Origin of the sequence: Streptomyces sp. SID12488, from assembly GCF_010548275.1 — a bacterium.
Classification (GTDB): domain Bacteria; phylum Actinomycetota; class Actinomycetes; order Streptomycetales; family Streptomycetaceae; genus Streptomyces.
The window spans coordinates 144633-170181 of sequence record NZ_JAAGLT010000007.1; the positions used below are offsets into that span (position 1 = coordinate 144633).

Below are 25549 nucleotides of genomic sequence, written 5' to 3' on the forward strand. Positions count from 1 at the left end.
CCGAAGGGGAGATCATGGCTACTGAGTCCACGGCGTTCACACCGCTCACACTGCCCGTGCTGCCGCTCGACGACGAGGTCGTGCTGCCCGGCATGGTTGTTCCGCTGGACCTGAACGACGCCGAGGTGCGTGCCGCCGTGGAGGCCGCCCAGGCCGCCGCGGGCAGCGAGCCCGGCAAGCCCAGGGTTCTGCTGGTGCCGCGCATCGACGGGACGTACGCGAACACCGGTGTCCTCGGCACCGTCGAGCAGGTCGGCCGGCTGGCCGACGGGGATCCGGGCGCCCTCATCCGAGCCCGGGGCCGCGTGCGGATCGGCGCCGGGACCACCGGCCCGGGGGCCGCGCTGTGGGTCGAGGGGACGCGGATCGACGAGACCGTGCCGGATCCCGTGCCCGGTCATGTCACCGAACTCGCGAAGGAATACAAGGCTCTCGCCACCGCCTGGCTCCGGAAGCGCGGCGCCTGGCAGGTCGTCGACCGCGTACAGGCCATCGACGATGTCTCCGCACTTGCCGACAACTCCGGTTACTCGCCCTTCCTCAGCACCGACCAGAAGATCGAGCTGCTGGAGACCACCGACCCGGTGGCCCGCCTGAAGCTCGCGACCCAGCAGCTGCGCGACCACCTCGCCGAGCAGGACGTCGCCGAGACCATCGCGAAGGACGTCCAGGAGGGCGTCGACAAGCAGCAGCGGGAGTTCCTGCTGCGGAAGCAGCTGGAAGCCGTACGCAAGGAGCTGCGCGAGATCAACGGCGAGCGGGACGGCGAGGAGTCCGACGACTACCGGACCCGCGTCGAGGCCGCCGACCTGCCGGAGAACGTGCGTGAGGCCGCGCTCAAGGAGGTCGACAAGCTGGAGCGGTCCTCCGAGCAGTCGCCCGAGGGCGGCTGGATCCGGACCTGGCTCGACACCGTTCTCGAACTGCCGTGGAACGAGCGGACCGAGGACTCCTACGACATCCAGGGCGCCCAGGCCGTGCTCGACGCCGAGCACGCGGGCCTGGAGGACGTGAAGGAACGCATCACCGAGTACCTCGCCGTGCGCAAGCGGCGCGCCGAGCGCGGGCTGGGAGTTGTCGGCGGGCGTCGTGGTGGCGCCGTGCTCGCACTCGTCGGGCCGCCCGGCGTCGGCAAGACCAGCCTCGGTGAGTCCGTCGCGCACGCCATGGGGCGGAAGTTCGTCCGCGTGGCGCTGGGCGGGGTCAGGGACGAGGCCGAGATCCGCGGTCACCGGCGTACGTATGTCGGCGCGCTGCCCGGGCGCATCGTGCGGGCCATCAAGGAGGCCGGGTCCATGAACCCCGTCGTTCTCCTCGACGAGATCGACAAGGTCGGCTCCGACTTCCGGGGCGACCCGGCCGCCGCGCTGCTCGAAGTCCTCGACCCGGCGCAGAACCACACCTTCCGCGACCACTACCTCGAAGTCGAACTCGACCTGAGCGACGTGGTGTTTCTCGCGACCGCCAACGTCCTGGAAGCCATTCCCGAGGCGTTGCTCGACCGGATGGAGCTCGTGCGGCTGGACGGGTACACGGAGGACGAGAAGGTCGTCATCGCCCGGGACCACCTGCTGCCACGGCAGTTGGAGCGGGCCGGCCTGGAAGGCGCCGAAGTCGCCCTCGACGAGAGCGCGTTGCGCAAGCTCGCCGGGGAGTACACGCGGGAGGCCGGCGTCCGCAACCTGGAGCGGTCCATCGCGCGGCTGCTGCGCAAGGTCGCCGCACAGCACGAACTCGGGGAGCGGAAGCTGCCGTTCACCGTCACCGAGGACGATCTGCGCGGACTCATCGGGCGGCCCCATCATGTGCCCGAGTCCGCCACCGACCCGGCCGAGCGGCGCACTGCCGTACCGGGCGTGGCGACCGGGCTCGCGGTCACCGGGGCCGGGGGCGACGTCCTCTACGTCGAGGCGTCGCTCGCCGACCCGGAGACCGGCGCCGCCGGCCTGACCCTCACCGGGCAGCTCGGCGACGTGATGAAGGAGTCCGCGCAGATCGCGCTCTCCTTCCTGCGCTCGCACGGCGCCGAACTGGAACTGCCCGTGGGCGACCTGAAGGACCGGGGTGTGCACATCCACTTCCCGGCGGGTGCCGTGCCCAAGGACGGTCCGAGCGCGGGCGTCACCATGACGACCGCCCTCGCCTCCCTGCTCAGCGGACGGCTTGTCCGGACGGACGTCGCCATGACCGGCGAGGTCTCGCTGACCGGGCGGGTGCTGCCCATCGGCGGTGTGAAGCAGAAGCTGCTCGCCGCGCACCGGGCCGGCGTCACCACCGTGATCATCCCGAAGCGCAACGAGGCCGACCTGGACGACGTCCCGGCCGAAGTCCTGGAGAAGCTCGACGTCCACGCAGTCACGGACGTCCGCCAGGTCCTCGAACTGGCGCTCACCCCGGTGGAGAACCCGGCGGAGGTGAGGGTTCCGGCAGCGGCGTGACGGACGCTGCCGGTCGGTGAGGGCCCGGGTCCTGGAGGCGAATTCCAGGGGCCCGGGCCTTCCCGTGCGCGGTTCGGAGGTTGAAGGGAACCCTCGATGACACCGGCGCCCCCAGCCTGCGAAATACTGTCCGAGCTGCGGCAACGGCCGTGTCTGGCGGAAACCTTCAGAGCGGCGAAACCGGATCAGGGGTGCTGACGTGCACGAGGACGGGAACGGCGAGGGGAACCTCGGCGGGCGGCATGTCGGGTCCACCACCCCCGGGCGTGGGGTCGAGCGGGAATTCCTCGCCCTGGAGCGCGAGTTGACGGTGTTCCTGCGGCGCGCCCGGGCCAGTTCCGGGGAGATGGCCCGCGAGGTCCATCCCGACCTGGAGGCGTCGGCGTACGGGCTGCTGGTGCGGCTGGAGGAGTGCGGGCGCCAGCGTGCCACCGAGCTCGCCGCCTACATCGGCGTCGGCAAGGCCACCATGTCCCGCCAGCTGCGCGCCCTGGAGGAGCTGGGCCTCATCGCCCGCGAGCCCGACCCGGCCGACGGACGCGCCTGGCTCGTCCACCTCACGGACGAGGGCCGCGTCCGCTTCCGTACCGTCCGGGAGGCGCGACGGGCCCGGTACGTGCGCGAGCTGGCCGCCTGGGACCGCGTCGAGGTGGCCGAACTGGCCCGGCTGCTGCACCGGCTCAACCTCGGCATGGAGAAGTAGGCCCGCCGCGACGGCGGTCAGTGGTTCCCGGCCGTCAAAGCTCCACGTACACCACCGTCGCGTCGTCGTGCGTCTTGCTGCGGCCCAGGCGTGGGCGGCCCCCGTCCGCGTCGGCCCGCTCCAGCTCCCGTACGCGGTTCACCAGCGCCCCCGGGCCCTCCTTGCGTACGGCGGTGAAGCAGGCCGTCCAGTCGCCCTCGGTGAACCGCTCCACCCAGCGGGTCGCCCCGTCCGTCAGGGCTGCCAGGGCGCGGACCTCGGCGCGCGGGAGTGAGCCCGTCACCGCGCGGGACGCCACCGCCGGATCGGCCGCCGCGGTGAAGAAACCGCCCTCCCTGTTGCGTACCGTCGCGTCGGCGATCGCGTCCGTGGCCAGGGACGAGCGGGGGACGCGGGACAGGCGGTCGTCCAGGTGTGCGGTGACCGTGCCGTCCGGGGACTCGGTCAGCAGGGCCGAGTCGGACAGGACCAGGTGCTCCACGGCGGCCGGTGACCAGCGGGCGAGAACCACGGTGGCCTGAGGGGTGCGTGGGTGAGAAAGGTCACAGGATTGCGCGTGGGCCTCGGCGGTACGAGAGATCGCGGTCGCCAGGATCTCGGTGAGGGGCATATCCCGTTGTGAAACGGACAGTTCGGTCAGCGCGCCGCCGAGCCGGGCCGTGTACCAGGGGACGGAATGCAGACAACCCGTTCCGGCCGTGGGGGGAGTCACCCCGTCCAGGAGGACGAGTGAACCGCCCTGCCCGGAGGCGGGAAGTCCGATCGCTGCGAAGTCCTCATTGGGGCGGGCCGGATCGCCGGGCTCCGTGACCAGTTCAGTACGCATCCGGCCAGTCTGCACGAGCCCTTCACAAGCTTCTCAAAAGGCTGGCAACGATTGCTGAAACAGCGGGTAGTCGCTGGTCAGACGCCTGGTTTGGGCGAGAATGATCCACTCGGTGAATACGTGGCAGCGGATAATGTCAAAGCCCGCCGCCCACGTCCAACCGGCCCGCCATCGACGGCGAGGGCACAGGCCGGAGGAACTTGCCGCCAACTCCCCGCCGATGTTGACTCCTTGATGTTCACTCCTTTGAGTGGCGGGTCGGGTGACGCGCGCTCCCTGCCCACCGGCATGGGAGGGTCGGGAGCCGGACCGTGCCGGAGAGCCGGAACCGTACCGGGTGAGCGGACAGGCCAGAACCATCCGGACGGCCATGCAGTTGACGGATCGTCATTCGGGTCCCGACGGATCGCCACCCGGGCCCATGGGCACACGAGTCAGGAATGCGAGCACCGGTGCAGAAGACGCGGCCTCGGCGCACAGGCAGGCAGACAGCTCCCGCAGGGGGCGCTACCGGTGACGCCCCGACCGATCCCGCGGGCCGGGGTCGTCCCGCCCACGTCCGCAACCGGCTCATCGTGGCCGTCGCCGTCGTGGCCGCCGCGATCGCCGGGGCCGGTGCCCCGTCCGTCGTGGCCGCCTCCTCGCAGCTCCACGACTCCCAGGATCTGGTGACGCTCGCGACGCAGACCCAGGACGCCCTGACCCTCGCGCACTCGCTCGCCGACGAACGCGACGAGGTCACCGTCTACATCGCCGCCGGGCGCCCCAAGGCCAAGGCGCCCTCCGAGCAGCGCGCCGCCCGCGTCGACCGGGAGGTCGGTGACCTGCGCGCCAACCCCGACACCCCGGCCACGCTCGTCGCGGACCTCGACGACATCGCGGCGCTGCGCACGCAGACGCTCACCGGGAAGAGCACCGCTCTCCAGTCGCACGAGGCGTACTCCGCCGCCATCGCCGGGCTGCACCGCCTCGCCGAGCAGCTGGCCGAGAAGCAGCCGACCCGCGCGGGCGCCGGCGCGTACGCCCTCGCCGAACTCGACTCCGCGGTCCAGCAGGCCGCCGCCGCCCGTGGCCTCCTCCTCGCCGCGCTCAGCGTGCCGACGTCCACCGAGAACGTGTACGACCCGGTCACCGGGCTGTCGTCCGAGGAGACCGTCACCTCACCGGCCGACGCCAGGACGCGGGCCGCGCTCAGCGCCGCCGCCCAGCAGGCCCGGCTGCGCTCGGACGCGGCGATCACCGACTTCCGCGAGACGGCCCCCGAAGCCGCCGTCGGCAGCTACGACTCCACGGTCACCGGACCCGAGGTCGACACCGCCGACAAGTACCTCGCCTCGCTCACCGACCAGGCCACGCTGTCCACGAGGGACCTCGCCACCAGCCTCAGCGGCGTCGACGCGGCCGTCTCCGCCCGGCTCGAACTGATGCGCGGAGTCGAGTCCTCCCTCTACGAGCGCCGCACCAAGGCCCTCACCAAGCTCCGCGACGACGACGTCACCGAGCTGGAGATCCGGATCGCCGCCCTCGGCGCCCTCCTCCTGGTCGCCGTCGGTATCGCCACCGCCATGGCCCGCAGCCTCACCCGCCCGCTCTCCGTGCTCCGCCGGGGCACCGCCCGGCTGGCCGAGGCCGCCGACCCGCTCGTCGAGGAACCGGTCAGGTTCACCGGCCGCAACGACGAGTTCGCCCAGGTCGTCCGCTCCGTCAACGCCCTGCACGGCCGCGCCCTCGCCGTCCACGAGCGCATCGCCACCCTGGAGTCCGACCGCAAGCACCTGGTCGGCCAGCGCCAGAAGATGGCCGACGCCCGCGAGGAACTGCGCGCCGAACTCGCCGACGCGGCAGGCCAGTTGGCGCGCACCCGGGACAGCATCCACGGCACCTTCGTGAACCTCGCGCTGCGTACCCTCGGCCTTGTCGAGCGTCAACTCGCCGTCATCGAGGGCCTGGAGGAGCGCGAGCAGGACCCGGACCGGCTCGCCACCCTCTTCAAGCTCGACCACTTCGCCACCGTCATGCGGCGGCACAGCGAGAACCTCCTCGTCCTCGCCGGCGCCGAACACGGCCACCAGCACGCGGGTCCCGTCCCGCTCGTCGACGTGGTCCGTGCCGCCGTGAGCGAGATCGAGCGGTACGAGCGGGTACGCATCGCCGCGCTGCCGCCGCACGGGCATCTCGCCGGGTTCGCCGCCGACGACGTCAGCCATCTGCTGGCCGAACTCCTGGAGAACGCCACCTCGTTCACCCCGCCCGAGCTTCCGGTGGAGATCTCCGGCTGGCTCCTGGAGAGCGGCGAGGTCATGCTCTCCGTCCAGGACGAGGGCATCGGCATGACCGCCGAGCGCCTGGTCCGCCTCAACTCCCGCCTCGCCGACTTCGATCCGGACGTCCCGCACGACACGTACGGGACGTCAGGGACAGGCGAAACGGGCGAGGCCGCCGAGGAGGAGGGCGGCGACGGGCTCGGGCTCGGGCTGTACGTCGTCGCGCGGCTCGCCCATCGGCACGGGGTGCGGGTGCAACTGCGGGAGCAGCAGCAGGGCGGTGTCGCGGCGGTCGTCGTCCTGCCGAAGGCGCTGCTGGCCCCGGACCCGGCCGCCGTACCGCCGTCGGCCACGTCGACGCCCGGCGGCTCGACGCTCTCCTTCCCGGGGGCCGATGCCGAGGTCAACTCCAATGTCCTGCAAGGGCGTTCGGAGGCCGAAGAGCCGATTGAGGACCTTGCCGAGGAGCCGGGTGAGATCCCGGCCGACGCGCCCGACCCGATGATCGCCCTGGCGGAGCGGGCCGTGCGGAACGCGGAGGCCGACGCCGAAGCGGATATGGACGCGGACGCGGACGCGGATGTGCCCGAGCCCCTCCCCGCGTCCGAGATCACCATGGAACTGCTCGTGCCGGAACTCCCGGCCGAGGACACCGCCGAGCCGACCGTCCCCACGGCTCCCGACAGCGAGACCACCGCCCCGGACCCCTACGCCATCGGCCCCGACACGCACGAGCGCGTCGAGGAGGAACCGATCACCGACAAGGGACTGCCCAAGCGGACGCCCAGGATCACCACGCCCGCCGCGCCGCCGAGACCACGGATGGGTTCCGTCGACGCCGAGGCACTGCGCCGCCGGCTCGGCGGGTTCCACCGCGGCGCGCGTGACGGACACCGTGATGTCGAGGCGGAGATCGCGGAGCAGACGGGACGGACGGCGCGTACGGCAGAGCCGGCACGTGCCGAAGAAACCACGGGGGGAACAGTCGAGGAGGCAAGCAGTTGACCGCGCCCAGTACCTTCGGCCTGAGTAGTGAAGCCCGCAACCTGCACTGGCTGCTGAGCAATCTCGTCGAGGAGGTGCCGGGACTGACGTCGGTCGCGGTGGTCTCCTCGGACGGTCTGCTCCTGCTCTCGTCCGACCCAGACAGGAACGCGGAACGTCGGCCCGACCGGCCGACCGGCCCCAGAGGCTCCGCCGCCGACCTCGCCACCATCGTCTCCGGCATCGGCAGCCTCACCATCGGCGCCGCCAAGCTGATGGACTACGGCGGCGTCAAGCAGACCATGGTCGCGATGGAGGACGGCACCCTCTTCGTGATGTCGATCAGCGACGGCTCGCTGCTCGGTGTGCACGGCTCCCCGGACTGCGACATGAGCGTGGTGGCGTACCACATGGCGCTCTTCGTGGGCCGTGCGGGACACGTCCTGACCCCCGAACTCCGCAGTGAGCTGCGGGAGTCGATCGAACGGGAGTCGGCGGACAACGAGCCGGCGGCGGTCGGTCCGATGGCCGTCCGCTCCGTGCCGGGCCGGTCCGCGGAGGGTGTCAAGTGAGTACGCCCGGCACGCCGAAGCTTCCCGTCCGTGGCGGCGACCGCAAACCGGCCCGGGTACGCCCGTACTCGCTGACCGGTGGCCGGACCCGCTTCGGTCATGTCCTCCTTGTCGAGACGTTCGTCGCCGCGATCGAAGCGGCCGAGGAGCGCAAGGAGTTGGAGAATGGTTCCCTCAGCACCCGGGTCATGCCGGAGCTGCGGGCCATCGTCGAACTGTGCCGCCGGATGCGTACGGTGGCCGAGATCGCCGCGCTGCTGAGGATGCCGCTGGGCGTGGTCCGCGTGCTCCTCAGCGACCTCGCGGACCAGGGAATGATCCGTGTGTACGGAACCGGTCACGGGCCGGGGCAGCCGGACCGCGCGCTGCTGGAAAGGGTGCTGAGTGGACTCCGTCGTCTCTGACGTCGCCCGTGGTGTGTCCCCGCTTCTCCATCTCGCGGCGGAAGGACAAGTTCCCGCCGAGACAGAGGAGTTGCGGCCCTGGCAGGAGGACCGCACCCGCGCGCCGATCGCCACGAAGATCGTGATCGCGGGCGGTTTCGGTGTCGGCAAGACCACGATGGTCGGCACCATCTCGGAGATCGAGCCCCTCCAGACGGAGGCGCTGATGACCGAGGCGAGCGAGGGCACCGACGACCTCACCGCGACCCCGGACAAGCGCACGACGACCGTGGCCATGGACTACGGCCGCGTCACGCTCGCCGACGACCTGGTGCTCTACCTCTTCGGTACGCCGGGCCAGCAGCGGTTCTGGTTCATGTGGGACGACCTGGTGCGCGGCGCGATCGGTGCGGTCGTCCTGGCGGACACCCGGCGGCTGAAGGAGTGCTTCCCGGCGCTCGACTACTTCGAGAGCTGCGGACTGCCGTACATCGTGGCCGTCAACCACTTCGACGGCAGCGCCGAGTTCGAAGCCGAGGATGTGCGGGAGGCGCTCACGATCCCCAAGGACATACCTGTCATGATCATGGATGCGCGGCGCCGCCTCCCGGTGATCGAGACCCTGCTCGCCCTGGTGGGCCACGCGCTGGACGTCAGTCCCGAGTAAGTCGACGTAACTGCGACGCAACTGCGACAAGGGGAGAGACCAGACCGTATGCGGAAGATACTCGTCGTCGGAGCCGGTCAGGCCGGCCTTCAGATAGCCCTCGGACTCCAGTCGCACGGGTACGAGGTCACCCTGATGTCCAACCGGACCTCGGACGAGATCCGCTCCGGGCGGGTCATGTCCACGCAGTGCATGTTCCACAGCGCCCTCCAGCACGAGCGCGATCTCCAGCTGAACTTCTGGGAGTCCCAGGCCCCGAAGATCGAAGGACTCGGCGTCTCGGTCGCGGCCCCCGGCTCGCACGACCCGGGCCCGACCCAGCGCGCGATCGACTGGGTCGGCAAGCTCGACGGCCACGCCCAGTCCGTCGACCAGCGGGTGAAGATGGCCGGCTGGATGGAGACGTTCGCCCAGCGCGGCGGCCAACTGGTCATCCACGGCGCGGCAGTCGGCGACCTCGACTACTTCTCCCGTACGTACGACCTCGTCCTGGTCGCCGCGGGCAAGGGCGAGCTGGTGTCGATGTTCGCCCGCGACCCGGAGCGCTCCCCTTACCGCGAGCCGCAGCGCGCGCTGGCCGTCGCCTACGTGCACGGCCTGGGCCCGCGCCCCGAGCACCCGGACCTGGACGCCGTCCGCTGCAACCTGGTCCCGGGCGTCGGCGAACTCTTCGTCATGCCGACGTTCACCACCTCGGGCCGCGCCGACATCCTGTTCTGGGAGGGCATACCCGGCGGCCCCCTCGACGTCTTCAACGGTGTCCGCGACCCGGCCGAACACCTCTCCCTGACCCTGGAACTCATGGAGCGGTTCACGCCGTGGGAGTACGCGCGGGCCACCAAGGTCGAACTCACCGATGCGGGCGGGACGTTGGCGGGCCGCTACGCACCCACCGTCCGTAACCCGGTCGGCCGCCTCCCCGGCGGCGGCCTGGTCCTCGGGGTGGCCGACGTGGTCGTGGCGAACGACCCGATCACCGGCCAGGGCTCCAACTCCGCTTCGAAATGCGCGGCTTCGTACCTCGCCTCGATCCTCGAACAGGGCGAGAAGGAGTTCGACGAGACCTGGATGCGGGCCACCTTCGACCGCTACTGGGACACCGCCCAGCACGTCACCAAGTGGACCAACGCGATGCTCGGCCCGCCGCCGGAGCACATCGTCAACCTCCTTGGCGCGGCAGGCCAGTTGCCCCCGGTTGCAGACCGCTTCGCCAACGCCTTCGACGACCCGTCGGACTTCGAGAACTTCTTCTATGAGCCGGAGAAGACGGCCGCCTACCTGGGTTCGCTCACGGGCGCGTAGTCGGCGCCGGTGCCGGTGCCGGTGGCCTGCGTGGGCTCGGTCGCGAGGGAGTACCCCTCGTCCGAGCCCGCCGTGGCGTCGGCGGGGAGTTTCGGCGGCGTGTACCGCAGCAGGGGCTTCCCGTCCGGGTCCGGCCGTACGGCGCCCAGCACCGGGTTGGCCGCGATCGGCGACACCTTCACCTTCGCGCCCGGACGCGGCGCCTGCACGACCATCCCGCTCCCGAGATAGAGGGCCACGTGCGTCGCCCCGGGGAAGTAGACGACCAGGTCACCGGGGCGCAGCTCGGCCAGCGGGATGTGCGGCAGCCGCGCCCACTGCTCCTGGCTGGTCCGGGGAATGGGCCGCCCCGCCTCCTCCCAGGCCTGCGAGGTCAGCCCCGAGCAGTCGAACGACGCCGGCCCCTCGGCACCCCACTCGTACGGCTTCCCGAGCTGCGCCACGGCCTGCCGCAGTGCCCGCTCGCCCTCCCCGGACGGCGTCCGGTCGGTGCTGAGGGCGCCGGAGGTGATGAACTCACGCTGCTTTCCGGCGACTTCGCCGCGCTCCAAGTCGGCCAGCTCGGAGAGCTGTTCGGTGCTGAGAGTGGCGAGCAGCTCCTCGACCTCCCTGAGCCGCTTCCGTACGGCGTCCCGGTCCCGCTTCTGCTTTTCGGCGAGGGTGAGTTGCTCGTCCAGGGCGGCACGGGCCGCGCGCGCCAGACCGTCGGTGCGCTGCTCACCGCCGACCAGCCGGGTCACCGTCTCGGCCCGCTCCAGCGCCAACTGCCGGATCACATGACCCTGTTCGAGCGCATGCTGCGGATCGCGGGCCAGCAGCAGCTGTACGTACGGGGAGATGCCGCTGCTGCTCTGGTACTGCTGCCGGGCGAGCCGGCCGAGGGCGCCGCGCCGATCGTGCAGGGAGAGGCGGGCGTGCACGAGCTGTCCGTCCAGCCGCCGCACCTCGGCACGCTGCCGCTTCAGCCGTCCGGCGGTGGTGTCGTAGGTCTCGGTGGCCTGCTCGGCCTCGCGGTACAGCCGCTGAAGGTCCGTCAGGAGGGCGGCGACGGAGGGTTCTTCCTCCGCGGAGGGCTCACTGGGGGACTGGGCCGCCGAGGGGCCCGGGTCCGGTACGGCCAGTGCGGGGACGGGTGCGAGGAGTGTGCCGGCCACCATGGCCGCCGTACAGACCAGACGCAGAAGCCTTCCTGACACGTCATCACCTCCGGTGTGGAGCAGCCCTTCCGCTCCGCACCGCGAGCCTGTGACGCGGGCGCGAGGTCCGCGCGCCGAGCGTGCGCGGTTCGGCCCAACTCCGTCACCCGTCCGTGTCGTCCGGCTTGCCCTGCGGCGTGGCGGCTAGGCCCTGTCGTCAAATTCCCGCCTGCCCCGCGGCGCCATGCACGCACTCTCGCCGCACCGGACACAGACCCACGTACAACCAGTACGAGGGCCTGCGCCCGGCACGCCGAGAGCACGCACCTGACGCCGCCCGGCCCGCCCTCCGGGCGGACGACGGGAATTTAACGACAGGGCCTAGGCCTGCCCGGCGGACCGTGCCGGAGACGCGGGGCTTGGCACGCCCGTCTGCGGTCATTCGGCGCCGTGGCCATCCTCCGGCCCGCTCCGCCGGGCAGGCCCTGGTCCGGCCGCCGGTTTCGACCACGGCCAGCGGAGCTTGCCGTCGCCGGCCTTGTCGCCCTCCGGGTCGTACGTGTACTTCCAGCCCGGGTGGAGGCCCAGCTTTCCCGGCCGGCCCTTGGGGGCGCGCCGGTAGACCAGTACGGTCGGGGGGCCGCCGGCCGCGTCCGGTACCGGGACCTTGTACGTCTTCGGCGGGTGGCCGGTCGGCCCGAGGAGGATGGGCAGCACACGGCCGTCCAGGGGGCCGCCCTCGAAGGCGGTGTCTTGGCTCTTCACGGGATCAGTTTCCGGTATCCGCGCCCAGCGCGTCGCGTACGACCGCCGCGGTCTGCGGGTCACGTCCAGCGGTCACCGTGAGCGCCGCCGCGAACTGCTCCACGAGCCAGTCCCGCAGCTCGTCGACCGGCGGCTCCTTGCCCTCGTCCAGCCAGATCAGCGAGGCCGCCTCGACCGAGGTGATCCACATCCGTACGGTCATCCGCAGCCGGGGACCCGGTTCCGCGACCCCGAGATGGCTGAGGATGTGCTCGGCGGCGGTACGGCGGACCCGGTCCACTATGGCCGTCGTACGGGACGTCTCGACGACGCTGCCGCCCTGGAGGAGGGCGCTGAAGCCGGCGTCGTGCTCGTCGACGAAGGCGAGATAGCGGTCCAGGGCGCGGGACAGGCGCTGGGGGAGCGGGCCCTCGGGGGGTTCGTCGAAGCAGAGTTCGAGTTCCTCGGCGGCGGAGCGGAGCGCGCCCTCGTACAGCTGCTGCTTGCCGCCGGGGAAGTAGCGGTACACGAGGGGGCGGGAGACTCCGGCCGCCTCCGCGACGTCGTCGAGAGAGACGTCCTCCGGGGGGCGGTGCGCGAAGAGGGAGAGGGCGGCTTCCAGCAGTTGGTGTCTCCGTTCCTCGACGCCTAGTCGCCGGTATGCGGGAGTGGGGGTCATGGGGGCAGCGTAATCGGGCGCCGCAGGTGAGGTGGGGCGCCCTGTGCTGGTGCGGGCCATCCCTGGGGCTGCCGCCCCCAGACCCCCGCTTCGGCCCTGAAGGGGCCTCGTCCTCAAACTCCCCCGGAGGGGGGACCCCCAGACGGGCTGAGAATGCGTGCCCGGCGCCGAAGAGCCACCGCAGGACGGTTACGCCAGCAGGCCGGATGCCTTCCACAGCCTCCGCCCGACCCCCCGCAACACCCCGATGTCGTCCAGGAAGTCGGTGAGTCGCCGTGCCCCTGTCTGCATCACCTCCCGCCGGTGCCCGCTCGCCCGGACCTGCGCCATCGCCTCCGCCTTGTTCAGGCCGACGTTCGCGTAGACGTCAGGGTTGACGAAGGCGACCGAGAAGATCCGGGCGAACTCGCCGGACGTGACGCGGGTGTACTCCTGGGACCACCTCGGGGCCGTCACCATCTGGCGGCGGAGTTCCTCGCGGGCGTAGCGGACGTGGCGGGCCTCCTCGACCACGTGGATCCTCGTCACACCCCTGATCAGCGGCTGGACACGCTCGTCCGGGAACGTCAGGCGCTGCATCCAGTCGAGGACCTCCTCACCGAGCAGGGTCGCCGTGAAGGAACCGGGGGTGGTGGAAACCGTCTTGAAGAAGCGGCCCAGGTTCTGGTGCGTCCGGCTGACCGGGTAGTACGGCGTGCCGCCGCGGCTGATCAGCCGGGCGAACATCTTCGAGTGGCGGCACTCGTCCTCGATCTCCGTCAGGGCGTAACGGACGTGCGCGCTCGTCGCCGCCTTGTCGTAGATGTGCCGTACGAGGAGCTGCATCAGGATGATCTCGAACCAGATGCCGAGCGAGGCGAGCGCCGCCGCCTCGTGCCGGGAGAGCTGGATGCGCTGCTCCTCGCTCATCCGTTTCCACAGCGGAGTGCCGTAGAGGGAGACCAGCTCGGGCGGCCAGAACCACTTGCCGTCCTCGAAGGGGGCGTCCCAGTCCAGTTCCTTGTCCGGGTCGAAGGAGTGCTTGGCGGACGCGTCGAGCAGCCGTTCGGCGACCTGCTCCCGGTCCTTGAGCACGCCGAGCGCGTCGCGGAGTATCTCGGCTTCCGTCGCTGTCGTCACACTCTTATGAGACCGCTTGTCAGCAAGTCGGTCAATCCCCTGGGAGCTACTTACGCGTAGACCCGTGCGTAGAGCTGTGCAGAGCTGAGCGCAGAACTACGCGCAGCCTTATGTGCGGCTTACGCGGTCACCCGAGTGGAGTAGCGTGCTGGCGTGTCCACGACTCCGCCGCCCCAGCCGCCCGACAACCCCTTCGGCCCGCCCCCGCCTTCGGGGCCCTACGGGCAGCAGCCGCCTCCGCCTCCGTACCAGGGTCCGCAGCAGCCAGGTCCGTACGGCCAGCAGCCGCCGCCCCCGTTCCCCTCCGGGCAGCAGCAGCCCTACGGCGTGCCCGCCCCCGGTCCCTGGGGCGCCCCGATGGCGCCGCCGCCCAAGAAGAGCCGGCTCGGGATGATCCTCGGCATCGTCGGTGGGGTCGTCGCGCTGGTCGTGGTCGTTGTGGGCGTGCTCGTGTGGATCGGGACGAAGTCCGACGCCGGCTTTCCCGACGCCGAGTACAAGCTGACGCTGCCGCAGAAGGTGCTCGACGAGAAGTACGAGCTGGCCGGCGACCTCTCCCGCTCCGAGGGCCGGGGCATCGAGGAGGAGGCCGACGGCGCCTGGGACGCCCGGGACACCAAGGCCGTGGTCGGTCAGTACAGCCTCGGCGGCGACCAGGCGAAGGGCACGCTGGTGATCTCCGGCATGTACGGACGCTTCAAGAACACCGGCCTCGCCCGCGACAACATGATGGAGGGCGCGGCAGGCGGCGACGGAGCCAAGGTCGCCGTCAAGCCCAAGGACTTCAGGCCGGCCGGTTCCGACGTCACCGTCACCTGCGAGGTCCTCGTCCAGACCCAGGTCGGGACGGAGCTCACCATCCCCGTCTGCGGCTGGGTGGACGGCAACACCGGTGCATCCATCGCCGAGATCACCGCCGACACGGTCACGAAGAAGCCCGCCGAGGTGGACCTGGCGGCTGCTGCCGAGACTGCCGTAAAGATCCGCGGCGAGATCAGGAAGCCGATCGGCTGAGCGACTCCGGTGCGGGGTCAGTTGCTGGGTCCGGGCCAGGTGCGAGGGCCGGTGCCGCACCCGACACCGGGTCCGCCAGCGGGCTCGCGGGGCCCGGCGGGAACGAGGTACGCACGGTGAACGCGTACTCCGTCGGTCCGTGCGCACGCAGATGGAGGAGGCGGGTCTCCGCCTCCTCCACCGTCGGCCGGTGTCCCGCCGGCACCCAGCACAGAGCCGTGACGGCCTCTTCCAGCCGCTCGAAGAACTCCCGGCGGCGCGCCAGCAACTCCCGGTGCTGCCCCTGGTACATGAACGCCGTGAGGGCGTTCGTGTCCCGCCACACCGACATGTTGACCAGGGTCCACTCGTCGAAGACACGGAAGTCGGTGGCGTCGCCCGTATCGTCCTGCAGCCTCCAGACGAATCCGTCCGAGGCGTCGGCGACGGCGTTCACCGGGGCGAGGCCGTCGGTGAACGGCTTCAACTGCTCTGAATCCAAAAGGGCTTTGAGGCGGCCGATGTTGATCTGGGCGAGTTCGTACACGGCCTCGGAAGACTCGGAAGATTCGGCAGATGATGACGTCATGGGCCGCACGCTAGGTCGGGGGTCCGACCCCCGCACCCCCCTTTTCTCACCTGTCGAGCACCGCCTCCATCACCGCCCGCGCGATCGGCGCCGCCGTCCCGCCCCCGCTGATGTCCGTACGGTCGGCGGAGGCGTCCTCGACCACCACCGCGACGGCCACCGTCGGCTCGACGTCCCCTTCACCCTGCGCCCAGGAGATGAACCAGGCGTACGGCGTACCGGAGTTGCCGATGCCGTGCTGGGCGGTGCCGGTCTTGCCGCCGACGGTGGCGCCGGGGATCGCCGCGTTCGTGCCGGTGCCCCGCTCCACGACGTCCAGCATCAGCTCACGCATCCGTACGGCGGTCGACGGACTCATCGCCCGGAGCCGGCTCCGTACACCCGAGGCCGTAACTGTCGTGCCGCGCGCGGTGGTTGTCCGCTCCACCAGGTAGGGGGAGGGCACCTGGCCGCCGCCCGCGACCGCCGCCGCGACCATCGCCATCTGCAACGGCGTGGCCCGCGTGTTGTACTGGCCGATCGCGGACAGCGCCAACTGCGCCTTGTCGACGTGGCGGTCGAAGGTGCTCCGCGCGACCGAGAAGGGGATGCGCAGCCCCGCGTCGTTGAAGCCGAACCCGTCCGCCGTGGCCGCCAGGTCGGCGACGCCCACGTCCACGCCCAGCTTGGCGAAGACCGTGTTGCACGACCAGGTGAACGCGGCCCGCAACGAGGCGTCCGCACACCCGTCGCCCTCGTTCGTGAGCGCCGTGGACGTACCGGGGAGGCGGTACGGGTCGGGGGAGCGGGTCGGCTCGTCCAGGTCGGTGACCGCCCCCGCGTCGAGCGCCGCCGCCGCAGTGACCACCTTGAACGTCGAACCCGGCGGATATGTCTGCCGCACCGCCCGGTTGAGCATCGGCTTGTCCGGATCACCGTTCAGCCGCCGCCAACTCCTCTCCACGGCGCGCCCGTTGCCGGACAGCACTGCCGGGTCGTACGACGGGGCGGAGACCAGCGCGAGGACGCGCCCGGTCGACGGCTCCACGGCCGCCACCGCACCCTTGCGCCCGCCGAGCCCCTCGTAGGCGGCCTGCTGGGCGGCCGGGTCGATGGTGGTCACCACCTTGCCGCCCGGGTTCTGCGCACGCGTCACGTCGTTCCACAGCGGGAACGGGGAGAGCAGCGGATCGGTGCCCGAGAGGATGCCGTCCTCCGCGTGCTCCAGGAACGTCGTGCCGTACACCTGGGAGGCGAAGCCGGTGACCGGGGCGTACAACGGGCCGTTCTTGTACGTCCGTTCGTAGCGGAGCTGCTCCCCGGTGTCCGTGGACCCGGTGACCGGCCGGTCACCGACCAGGATGGCGCCGCGCGGCTGGCCGTAACGGGCGATCACCTGGCGGCGGTTGGCCGTGTTGTCGTCGTAGCGCTGGGCCTGGACGACCTGGACGCGGGTGATGTTGACGAGGAGAGCGAGGAGCAACAGGGCGCAGAAGAGGGCGGCGTGCTTGATGCAGCGCGTCATCTGCCTTGGTTTTCTTGCCCGTTCAGGTTGTCTCGTCATGGTGTGGGCTGCCCGTCGTTGTTCTCGGTGTGCTGTCGCCGGGCCGAGTCGCTGATCCGGATCAGCAGCGCCACGATGATCCAGTTGGTGACCACGGACGAGCCCCCCTGTGCCAGGAACGGCATCGCCATACCGGTGAGCGGAATCAGCCCCGACACCCCGCCCGCGATCACGAACACCTGGAGCGCCACGATCGAGGCGAGGCCGACGGCGAGCAGCCGGCCGAAGGGGTCGCGCAGCGAGAGGCCCGCCCGGTAGCCGCGTTCCACCAGAAGGGCGTACAGGATGACGATCGCGGAGAGACCGGCCAGCCCGAGTTCCTCGCCCGCCGTCGCCAGGATGAAGTCAGACTTGGCCGCGAAGCCGATCAGGATCGAGTGACCGAGCCCCAGACCGGTGCCGAGCATGCCGCCCGCCGCGAACGCGAACAGCGACTGGGAGAGCTGGTTGGGGCCCTGGCCGGCCTCGATCGTCGCGAACGGGTGCAGCCAGTCCTCGACGCGGCTGTGGACGTGCGGTTCGAGGGTCCCGACGGCGAAGGCGCCCAGTGCGGCCAGCAGCAGACCGACCGCGATCCAGCCGGTGCGGCCCGTGGCGACGTACAGCATGACCACGAAGAGGCCGAAGAAGAGGAGCGAGGTGCCGAGATCGCGCTCCAGGACGAGTACGCCGACGCTGAGCAGCCAGATCGCGACGATCGGGCCGAGGACCCGCCCGGTGGGGAGCTGGAGCCGGCTCAACCGCCAGATCTGGCGGCCGGTGTACGCGAGCGCGCCCCGGTTGGCGGCCAGGTACGCGGCGAAGAACACCGCCAGCAGCACCTTCGCGAACTCGCCCGGCTGGAAGGAGAATCCGGCGATCCGGATCCAGATGCGGGCCCCGTTCACCGCCGGGAAGAAGATCGGGAGGATGAGCAGGGCGAGGGCGGCGGCCACACAGACGTACGCGTACCGCTGAAGGACCCGGTGGTCGCGCAACAGGACGACGACCACGATGAACAGAGCCACGCCGACCGTGGACCAGACGAGTTGGGCGGGGGCGGCCCGGTGCCCCGGCGTCTCCAGGTCGAGCCGGTAGATGAGGACCAGGCCGAGGCCGTTGAGCAGCACGCCGATGGGCAGCAGGAGCGGGTCGGCGCAGGGGGCGCGGCGGCGCACCGCGAGATGGGCGAGGAGCGCGAGCACGCCGAGCCCGGCGCCGTAACCGGCGGCGCCGGGCGGGACCGTGCCGTTCTTCGCGAGGCCCACATCGCAGTAGCCGTACACGGAGAGGAGGACGGCGACGACGATGAGGGCCAGCTCGATGCCACGGCGCCGGGGGACGCGCGGGGCGGGAGCGGAGGGATCGGCGGGCTCCGACAGCCAGGGCTTCGGGGATTCCTCGTACGCCGCCGCCACGGTGGTTCCGGGCTTCGTCATGTTCGGAATCTACCCAAAATGGATGGAATGTTGCGTGACGCTGTGCCGGGTAAAGGGCACGACCAGGGTCAGCAGAAGCGCGGCGCGGCGCCGATGTTGTCGATGTAGCGGGCGGCGCCCCAGGCCCAGGTGCCGTCCGTCAGGAGGTACCAGAGCGAGTTGCCGTCGACGTTCTCGCCGCCGGTCTTGCAGAAGATGTTGACGATGGCGCCCTTCGGGACGACCCGGATGATCGCGCTGCCACGATTCGGCGCGCTGCGCAGCCGCAGTCCGCCGTTGGCGGTGACGATCCCCTTGTAGAGGACGGTGTTGCTGTTGCTGCTGGTGTTGTTGTGCTGGCCCCAGTTGCTGTTGTTGCTCTGCTGGTTGCTCTGTTGGTTGTTGCTTTGCTGGTTGTTGTTCTGCTGGTTCCAGCTGTTGTTGCTCTGCTGCTGCCCGCCGCCGTCGTTGTTGTTGTTCTGATTGCTCTGATTGCTTTGGCTACTTTGGTTGTTCTGGTTGCTCTGGCTGTTCTGTTGCTGCTGCTGGTTCCAGCTGCTGCCCCAGTCGTCGTCGGCGGGGCTCGCGAGTGCCGGGGTGACGGCGCCGACGGAGAGTGCGGTGGTGGCGGCGGCTATGCCGAGGCGGGTCAGGGTGGTCCGCGGTGACATGTGGGCTCCTTTGGCAGGACAGAGCTGACTAACCGCCACGCTAGGAGCGCGTCGTGTAAGGCGCCCGTCACGCTGGGCCGTTGGTGGCGGGCTCCCGTGATTCGGCCAGCGTGAGCGTCGCCAGAGCGCCACCGCCGTCACCGTCCGGCGCGTTGGCGAAGGTGAGCCGGGCGCCCAGTACCTCCGCCTGGCCCAACGCGATCGTCAGCCCGAGCCCGTGCCCGGTCGCCCCGCCCTCCGTGCGGAACCGCTGCGGCCCGTGCTCCACCAGGTACTCCGGGAAGCCGTCACCGTGGTCCCGCACGGTCACGACCGGCCCGTCGACGGTCAGCGTCACGGGCGTACGGCCGTGCCGGTGGGCGTTGGCGATCAGATTCCCGAGCACCCGTTCGAGCCGACGCCGGTCGGTGTCGACGAGGGCGTCACGGACGACGACGGTCTCCGTGTCGGCTCCAGCGGCTCCGAAAGCCCGAACCACCCGTTCGGCGAGGGCGCCGAGCGCCTCGGTGTCGACCTCCAGCCGCTCCTTGCCCGTGTCCAGCCGGGAGATTTCGAGCAGGTCCTCGGTGAGTGTGCGCAGTGCGGCGACCCGGTCCCTGACCAGCTCGGTCGGCCGCCCGGCAGGCAGCAGTTCGGCCGCCGCGTGCAGCCCGGTGAGCGGGGTGCGCAGCTCGTGGGCCACGTCGGCGGTGAAACGCTGTTCGCTGAGCAGTTTCCGTTGCAGCGAGGCGGCCATGGTGTCGAGGGCGGCGGCGACGGCGGCGACCTCGTCCGGCGAGCGGTTCGGGTCCTGCGTACGGGCGTCGTCGACGCGGGCGTCGAGGTCGCCGGCGCTGATCCGGCGGGCCACCTGGGCGGTCGCGTGCAGGCGGCGGGTCACCCGGGTCACCGCGAACGCGCCGACCAGCAGCGTCGCGCCGATGGCAAGGCCCGACGACCACAGGATGGCCCGGTCGAGGCCGTCGATCGTACGGGCGCTCTGTGAGTAGTCGAGCGCCACGGCCAGCGCGTGACCGCCGTCCGCGGGACCGGCCGCCCACATCGTCGGCACCCCGTCGTGGTCGGTGACCATCGTGCCGCGCTCCCCGGCCGCCGCGAGCGTCCGCAGGGCCGTCGGCAGCCCCTCGGGGTCGATACCGGTGTGAGGCCGCAGCGCGTCCCCGGCCTCGTACGCGGCCGTGGCCTCCACCAGCCGGGACAGGGCGCGGTCGCGGGCCTGGTCGACGGTCTGGTGGGTCACCGAGACATGCACGAGGACGCCGAGCAGGGCGGCGAGGGCGCAGCACATCCCGGTGATGAACAGCGCGGCCTTGGCGGCGAGGGTGCCTGCCCACCCGGGCAGCGAGACCCTCACCGGGCGCTCGCGGAGGAGGCGGGCAGGGGGGTGGGGAGGCGCTTGGGTTTGCCGGTGCGGAGGAACTCGTCCCGGGTGAGCAGCATCGCCTTCTGGTCGGCGTCCCAGGTCCACTGCGTGCGGTACTCGTACCCGGGGATCTGCGACGGCGAGCGGATTATCACGGCCCGGCCGGCCAGTTCCACGGCGGTCACCGCGTCGTCGTTCGCCATGATCTGGACCAGCCTGTGCCGCTGGAAGGTGTACACGCGTACGGCCGTCCCGTTGCCCGGCAGCAGCCGGAAACCGAGGGCCATGTCGTCGCGGCCGTCGCCGGTGAGGTCGCGGTAGTAGGCCTTGAGGACGGGACACGCGCTGGTACCGGCGGCTGTCCCTGCCCCCGTCCCTGTCCCTGTGCCCTTGCGGCCGCAGGCGGCCATCCCGGCGGCCGTTCCGGTGTACGGGGAGCCGTCGGCGGTGTAGGTGTCGGCGTGCCTGGCGATCTCGGCCCGTACGACGGCCACCGGGTCGACCTTGTGGATGTCGTCGCCGGGGGCGGTGACGCCTTTCACGGTCTCGGTCTCGGCCTCGCCGTAGTCCCAGGCGGGGCTGGAGGCGGCCGGCAGCTCGGGCCAGAGCCGGGCGGGGCTGACGGCGGTGGCGGTCGGCCCGGCCCCGCGCAGCCCACCGGCGTCACCGCAGGCGGCGGTGGCGGTCGCGAGGGCGAGGACAGCGAGGGTGGCGCGCAGGGCGCGGGAGATGCGGCTGGCGTCCACTGCACTCCTGCGTCGGCGTCGGGAAGGGGATGGCGGGCGATGGTCGATGAGTCGCCACGTCCACGACACCCTATTCGCAGGGAAGTCGCATTTCGCCGGGCGGGTTACGCGGGCTACTCCGCCAGCTCCTCCAGCAGCCGGGCCGTGGACAGGCCCGTCCGCAGGTACTCCACGAACCGCTCGTTGTGCAGGGCCCACGGGGACCGGCGGGATCTGATGAGACGGATCGCCTCCTCGATGTCGTACCCGTCGAGGACGAGGGCGTGCGCGACGACGAGCCCCGAGCGGTTGTAGCCGCTGTAACAGCGCACGAGCACCCTGCGCCCGTCCTCCAGCGCGGCGCACACGGCCTCGGCGAGCCGGATCACGCCGGCGAGCTGGGTACCGTCGAGCGGGCCGTCCGGGATGGACCACACGTGATGCTCCACGCCGGGATCGGGCCCGTACCCAGGGAGCTTGAGCAGGGTCATGACCAGGTCGAACTCATCGTGGACGACGGCGAACTCGATCTCCCCCGGGCGACGCGTGAACTCGTGTCCGCCCATCCACAGCCCGGGCACGATCTCGCTCCACGGCTTGCCCGGAGCCGGCACGTCGGGCTCCTTCCTGCGGGTCCGCAACTACGCCGCCTCCCCCACTCGGGCACCCAACTACGCCCCAACTCCCTTCAAAGGTAACCGGGTCCTTGCCCCGGCAGCACCCCGCCTGTTCCCATGGCCATGCGGGGATTGGGGTGATGGTGGATGAGCGGACTGCGCGTCGTACCGGCCTGGCGCCAAGGTCACGAACGGCTGTACGTGTGCCTGACGGACGGGCGGAACATCGCCTGGTACGACCGTGAGTCGTCCCGGGTCAACCTGTTGAGCGACGACCTCAGAGGGGACGTACTGGAAGCCCTGGGCCCGTTCCTGACGGGCCCGGTGACGGTGGGCCCGCCCCCGGTCCCCACCCCGGCGGAGCTGGCCCGCCTCTCCCTCCACCCCGACGACGACCTGGCCCCGAACCGTCCCGGCGAGGCCCTCCAGGTCGCCCTGGACCGCGACCCGGGCCCACCCCATCGTCTCCGCCCGGACCCCCGAAGGCGTGCCCTGACGGCGGAACAGGCGGTGGGCGATGCCCTGGAGGCGCTGGAGGGCGCGGGCTGGCACACCCTGCACTCGCTCCCGCTCCCCGGCGGCGACCGGATCCACCATCTGGTGATCGGCCCGGGAGGACTGTTCGCGGTGCACACGCTGTACGCCCGTAAACAGCGGGTACTGGTCGCCGACCCGATGGTCTCCCTGGGCCGCCGGGACCCGAACCCGCTGCTGCGACGGGTACGTTCCGACGCCGACCGGGCCTCGTACGCCCTGACGGCCGAGGTCCACCCCCTTCTGGCCCTGGCAGGCCCGGCCGACCTGCGGATCACGGTTCCGCTGCGGGAGGTCAGGGTGCTCCAGGACACGGATCTGTCGGAGCTGGTGCGACTGGGTGGCGTACTGAAACCGGCGGACGTGGAGGCCCTGCACGCGGTGGCCCGGGACCGGGGGACCTGGGGGCGGGTGTAGGCCGTTTCGTTCGGATCAGGTTCTGGGTCAGGTGGTGGGGGCCGGGTCGATGGACAGGCAAGGCGCGTCCGACCGCGGGTTGATCTCGCTCCGGGCGCCCAGGATCTTGTGACCGGCAGGGACCCGCGGTGACCGGCCTTGGAAGCGGTCTTCCGGGTTGCGCCGGAGAAGCGAAGGGGGGAGCCGTGGCCGCTGAGGTGACGGGGAGTTTCGAGTACAGGATCACGCACAGCATCGGCAGGGCGGTGGGCGGCAGGCATGCCCGGACGATCTGCCTCACCAACGCCACGACCGGTTGTCTGGAGCGTTTCGACAGGCGGGTGAACGAGGTCCATGAGACGTGCGACCACTGCGAGGCACGGCTCCTGGTGACCCTTCCGTCGTTCGCCGAAGTGCGCAGGCAGCAGCGAGTGCACGGACTGTTGTGGAAGGTCTACGCCTTGGCGACGATCCTCTGTGGCTCCGGACTCCCGGAGGTGATCCGCACGACGGGCAAGGGATCGCGGCCCTTTCTCGCCCTCTGTATCGCCATTGGCCTGACCCTCTACTGCGCGTCCTTGACCCTGCTGAGCGGGCTGCGATCGGTCAGCAAAGGAGGGCCGGATGTCACCCGCGTCGACGGTCGGAAGCGCGGAACCGGTTCGCACGGCTGGAGCTTGGTGACAGGCGCCGACGACTCGTGACGTGATGCGACGCGACGGGCTCTACGGCCGGCCGTCTGTCCCCGCAGCGACCGCTACGAGATGATCAACCGCAAGGGGTGCCTGCGGAGACGGGAACGAGGGCGCCCAAGGCCGTTTTGTGGTGAGCAGCGGGGGACACCCTCTCGACCGCCTCGGAGTTCGGCGGGCGGGAAACCGACTTCATGGCGGCTGCGTCAGCAGGAGCGGGGCCAGCAGGTCCCCGTACGTATCCAGGCGGGCCGCGATGTCCCCGGCCCTGAAAGTGAGTTGGGCCGGGCTGGTGCACCCCGCCACCTCCTCCCACGTCACCGGTGTCGAGACGGTCGGCTCTGCCCGCGCCCTGAGGGTGTACGGCGTTGCCGTGGTCTTCCGGGCCGCGTTCTGGCTGTAGTCGACGAAGACCTTTCCGGGGCGCAGGCTGCGAGTCATGCGGTGGACGACCAGGTGGGGGAGGGTGTGTTCCGCCTCGACCGCCAGCTCCTTCGCGTACGCGGTGATCTCGCCGGCCGGGGTCCGGGCCGCCGGTGCCGTCAGGAGGTGCAGGCCCTTCGAGCCGGACGTCTTCGCGTACGCCTCGATCCCGTCCGCCGCCAGCCGCTCCCGTAGCCAGAGCGCCACCTCGCAGCACTCCACGATCGTCGCCGGATGGCCGGGGTCCAGGTCGAGCACCATGCGGTCGGCCTCGCCGGGGGCGTCGATCAGCCACTGCGGGGTGTGGAACTCCGTGACCAGATTTGCCGCCCACATGAGGCTCGGCAGGTCCTGGATCAGGATCATGCGCGCCGGGCCCTCCGAGCGAGGGACCACCGCCGTCGTGACCCAGTCGGGCGTACCCGGCGGCACGTTCTTGGCGAAGAAGACCTGGCCGTCGGGGCCGTCCGGGTAGCGGAGGAAGGAGACCGGGCGGTCGTGGAGGTGGGGGAGGAGGGCGTCCGCCGTGGTGGCGTAGTAGTGGAGCAGCTCCCCCTTGGTGACGCCTGTCGCCGGGTGGATCACCTTCTCCAGGTTGGAGAGCGCCACCCTTCGCCCCTCCACTTCCGTGATCGGCGTCATACGATGAGAATCCCATGAAAGTGGGGCAAAGTGCCCCTGGGTGACCGGAGGAAGGTTTCCTCGTGCGATCCATCTGGAACGGCGCCATCTCCTTCGGGCTGGTCAGCATCCCGATCAAGCTCGTCAACGCCACCGAGAGCCACGCGATCTCCTTCCGGCAGATCCACGTCGAGGACGGCGGGCGCATCCGGTATCGCAAGGTGTGCGAGATGGAGGACCGGGAGGTCCGGGGGGACGAGATCGGCAAGGCGTACGAGGGTGCCGACGGCTCGATGATTCCGATCACCGATGACGATCTGGCGTCGCTGCCCCTGCCCACCGCCAAGACCATCGAGATCGTCGCCTTCGTGCCCAGTGACCGTATTGATCCGCTACAGATGGACACCGCCTACTACCTGTCCGCGAACGGGGTCCCGGCCGCCAAGCCCTACACCCTGCTGCGCGAGGCCCTGAAGCGCAGCCAGAAGGTCGCCATCGCCAAGTTCGCGCTCCGGGGGCGGGAGCGGCTCGGCATGCTGCGGGTCGTCGACGACGTCATCGCCATGCACGGGCTGCTCTGGCCCGACGAGATCCGGGCCACGGACGGGGTCGCGCCGGATACCGGCGTCACCGTGCGGGACCAGGAACTCGATCTCGCCGACGCCCTCATGGCCACCCTCGGCGAGGTCGACCTCGCCGACCTCCACGACGACTACCGCGAAGCCGTCGAGGAGCTCATCGCCGCGAAGGCCGCCGGCGAGGAGGCGCCGCACGCCCCGGCGCCCAGCGGTGGCGGCAAGGTGCTCGACCTGATGGCCGCGCTGGAGAAGAGCGTCCGGGAGGCCAAGGAGTCGCGCGGCGAAACCGTCGAGGAGGAGGGGGAGGTCGAGCCCCTGCGGGGGCGTCGTACGGTTGCCGCTTCGAAGGCCGCGCCCAAGGCGGACGCCGGGAAGAAGTCGACCTCCACAGAGAAGAAGGCCGCCGCCAAGAAGACCACCACCGGCAACAAGTCGACCAGCGCCGCCAAGAAGACCCCGGCGAAGAAGGCCGCAGTCAAGAAGACAGCCGCTCGCAAACGTTCGGCGTGACCGCCCCTTCTCCATGGCTCCACGAGGGCCTGACGCCCCGCCAGGGGCGCGGGGCTGCGTCCATCTGCGGCTGCGCCGCG

Annotated in this window: 24 protein-coding genes; 11 read left to right on the forward strand and 13 right to left on the reverse strand. The window is 70.9% G+C overall.

Annotated features, from left to right (window positions below; all coding sequences use genetic code 11):
- Nucleotides 1-14: 14 nt before the first annotated feature.
- Complete coding sequence (lon, locus tag G3I56_RS14075; protein WP_164409293.1) at nucleotides 15-2438, forward strand: endopeptidase La; 2424 nt, start codon at nucleotides 15-17, stop codon at nucleotides 2436-2438.
- A 199-nt stretch (nucleotides 2439-2637) separates the two neighbouring features.
- Nucleotides 2638-3141, forward strand: a complete 504-nt coding sequence (locus G3I56_RS14080) for a MarR family transcriptional regulator (RefSeq protein WP_164409294.1) — start codon at nucleotides 2638-2640, stop codon at nucleotides 3139-3141.
- 34 nt (nucleotides 3142-3175) lie between these two features.
- Here G3I56_RS14080 and G3I56_RS14085 read toward each other — a convergent pair whose 3' ends face one another.
- Nucleotides 3176-3967: a protein phosphatase 2C domain-containing protein gene (locus G3I56_RS14085; protein ID WP_164409295.1), complete on the reverse strand. Its 792-nt coding sequence runs from the start codon at nucleotides 3965-3967 to the stop codon at nucleotides 3176-3178.
- Nucleotides 3968-4407: 440 nt separating this feature from the next.
- Here G3I56_RS14085 and G3I56_RS14090 point away from each other — a divergent pair, with 440 nt between their 5' ends.
- The 5 genes from G3I56_RS14090 to G3I56_RS14110 are packed head-to-tail and all read left to right on the forward strand — an operon-like array spanning nucleotide 4408 to nucleotide 10139.
- Nucleotides 4408-7236: a nitrate- and nitrite sensing domain-containing protein gene (locus G3I56_RS14090; RefSeq protein ID WP_203689829.1), complete on the forward strand. Its 2829-nt coding sequence runs from the start codon at nucleotides 4408-4410 to the stop codon at nucleotides 7234-7236.
- On the forward strand, nucleotides 7233-7787 hold the full coding sequence (locus tag G3I56_RS14095; RefSeq protein ID WP_164409297.1) for a roadblock/LC7 domain-containing protein: 555 nt from the start codon (nucleotides 7233-7235) through the stop codon (nucleotides 7785-7787). The genes G3I56_RS14090 and G3I56_RS14095 overlap by 4 nt, the downstream gene beginning before the upstream one ends.
- Complete coding sequence (locus G3I56_RS14100) at nucleotides 7784-8191, forward strand: DUF742 domain-containing protein (protein WP_164409298.1); 408 nt, start codon at nucleotides 7784-7786, stop codon at nucleotides 8189-8191. The genes G3I56_RS14095 and G3I56_RS14100 overlap by 4 nt, the downstream gene beginning before the upstream one ends.
- On the forward strand, nucleotides 8172-8837 hold the full coding sequence (locus G3I56_RS14105) for an ATP/GTP-binding protein (protein WP_164409299.1): 666 nt from the start codon (nucleotides 8172-8174) through the stop codon (nucleotides 8835-8837). The genes G3I56_RS14100 and G3I56_RS14105 overlap by 20 nt, the downstream gene beginning before the upstream one ends.
- Nucleotides 8838-8885: 48 nt before the next feature.
- Complete coding sequence (locus G3I56_RS14110; RefSeq protein WP_164409300.1) at nucleotides 8886-10139, forward strand: styrene monooxygenase/indole monooxygenase family protein; 1254 nt, start codon at nucleotides 8886-8888, stop codon at nucleotides 10137-10139.
- Here the strand turns inward: G3I56_RS14110 and G3I56_RS14115 are convergent.
- The 4 genes from G3I56_RS14115 to G3I56_RS14130 form a co-directional block, all read right to left on the reverse strand.
- Nucleotides 10112-11335: an NlpC/P60 family protein gene (locus tag G3I56_RS14115; RefSeq protein WP_164409301.1), complete on the reverse strand. Its 1224-nt coding sequence runs from the start codon at nucleotides 11333-11335 to the stop codon at nucleotides 10112-10114. The two genes, G3I56_RS14110 and G3I56_RS14115, sit on opposite strands and share 28 nt — an antisense overlap.
- Nucleotides 11336-11713: 378 nt before the next feature.
- On the reverse strand, nucleotides 11714-12040 hold the full coding sequence (locus tag G3I56_RS14120; protein WP_164409302.1) for a hypothetical protein: 327 nt from the start codon (nucleotides 12038-12040) through the stop codon (nucleotides 11714-11716).
- A gap of 4 nt (nucleotides 12041-12044) precedes the next feature.
- Nucleotides 12045-12698: a TetR/AcrR family transcriptional regulator gene (locus G3I56_RS14125; RefSeq protein WP_164409303.1), complete on the reverse strand. Its 654-nt coding sequence runs from the start codon at nucleotides 12696-12698 to the stop codon at nucleotides 12045-12047.
- A 189-nt stretch (nucleotides 12699-12887) separates the two neighbouring features.
- Nucleotides 12888-13817: a diiron oxygenase gene (locus tag G3I56_RS14130; RefSeq protein WP_164409304.1), complete on the reverse strand. Its 930-nt coding sequence runs from the start codon at nucleotides 13815-13817 to the stop codon at nucleotides 12888-12890.
- A gap of 153 nt (nucleotides 13818-13970) precedes the next feature.
- Between G3I56_RS14130 and G3I56_RS14135 the strand changes: the two genes are divergently transcribed.
- On the forward strand, nucleotides 13971-14831 hold the full coding sequence (locus G3I56_RS14135; RefSeq protein ID WP_164409305.1) for a hypothetical protein: 861 nt from the start codon (nucleotides 13971-13973) through the stop codon (nucleotides 14829-14831).
- Here G3I56_RS14135 and G3I56_RS14140 read toward each other — a convergent pair.
- The 7 genes from G3I56_RS14140 to G3I56_RS14170 all read right to left on the reverse strand — a co-directional run bounded on the left by G3I56_RS14140 (nucleotide 14812) and on the right by G3I56_RS14170 (nucleotide 21739).
- Complete coding sequence (locus G3I56_RS14140) at nucleotides 14812-15399, reverse strand: DUF3291 domain-containing protein (RefSeq protein WP_164409306.1); 588 nt, start codon at nucleotides 15397-15399, stop codon at nucleotides 14812-14814. The genes G3I56_RS14135 and G3I56_RS14140 overlap by 20 nt on opposite strands.
- Nucleotides 15400-15445: 46 nt before the next feature.
- Nucleotides 15446-16903 (reverse strand): penicillin-binding transpeptidase domain-containing protein, encoded by a 1458-nt coding sequence (locus G3I56_RS14145; protein ID WP_164409307.1) that lies wholly within the window; start codon nucleotides 16901-16903, stop codon nucleotides 15446-15448.
- 35 nt (nucleotides 16904-16938) lie between these two features.
- Entirely contained in the window at nucleotides 16939-18360 is a 1422-nt protein-coding gene (locus G3I56_RS14150; RefSeq protein ID WP_239134884.1) for an FtsW/RodA/SpoVE family cell cycle protein, read from the reverse strand.
- A gap of 68 nt (nucleotides 18361-18428) precedes the next feature.
- On the reverse strand, nucleotides 18429-19010 hold the full coding sequence (locus G3I56_RS14155; RefSeq protein ID WP_164409308.1) for an SH3 domain-containing protein: 582 nt from the start codon (nucleotides 19008-19010) through the stop codon (nucleotides 18429-18431).
- A gap of 67 nt (nucleotides 19011-19077) precedes the next feature.
- Nucleotides 19078-20364, reverse strand: a complete 1287-nt coding sequence (locus G3I56_RS14160) for a HAMP domain-containing sensor histidine kinase (RefSeq protein ID WP_164409309.1) — start codon at nucleotides 20362-20364, stop codon at nucleotides 19078-19080.
- Nucleotides 20361-21104, reverse strand: a complete 744-nt coding sequence (locus tag G3I56_RS14165; RefSeq protein ID WP_164409444.1) for a hypothetical protein — start codon at nucleotides 21102-21104, stop codon at nucleotides 20361-20363. The genes G3I56_RS14160 and G3I56_RS14165 overlap by 4 nt, the downstream gene beginning before the upstream one ends.
- Nucleotides 21105-21232: 128 nt before the next feature.
- Nucleotides 21233-21739, reverse strand: a complete 507-nt coding sequence (locus tag G3I56_RS14170) for a dual specificity protein phosphatase family protein (RefSeq protein WP_203689830.1) — start codon at nucleotides 21737-21739, stop codon at nucleotides 21233-21235.
- Nucleotides 21740-21862: 123 nt separating this feature from the next.
- Between G3I56_RS14170 and G3I56_RS14175 the strand changes: the two genes are divergently transcribed.
- A complete protein-coding gene (locus G3I56_RS14175; protein WP_164409311.1) occupies nucleotides 21863-22666 on the forward strand; it encodes a nuclease-related domain-containing protein in 804 nt (267 codons plus the stop codon).
- A gap of 185 nt (nucleotides 22667-22851) precedes the next feature.
- The gene (locus tag G3I56_RS14180; protein ID WP_164409312.1) at nucleotides 22852-23349 is read left to right on the forward strand and encodes a hypothetical protein; all 498 of its coding nucleotides are present in this window, start codon (nucleotides 22852-22854) and stop codon (nucleotides 23347-23349) included.
- Nucleotides 23350-23529: 180 nt separating this feature from the next.
- Here G3I56_RS14180 and ligD read toward each other — a convergent pair whose 3' ends face one another.
- On the reverse strand, nucleotides 23530-24402 hold the full coding sequence (gene ligD, locus G3I56_RS14185) for a non-homologous end-joining DNA ligase (protein WP_164409313.1): 873 nt from the start codon (nucleotides 24400-24402) through the stop codon (nucleotides 23530-23532).
- Nucleotides 24403-24464: 62 nt separating this feature from the next.
- Between ligD and G3I56_RS14190 the strand changes: the two genes are divergently transcribed.
- A complete protein-coding gene (locus G3I56_RS14190; RefSeq protein WP_164409314.1) occupies nucleotides 24465-25469 on the forward strand; it encodes a Ku protein in 1005 nt (334 codons plus the stop codon).
- Nucleotides 25470-25549 lie beyond the last annotated feature (80 nt).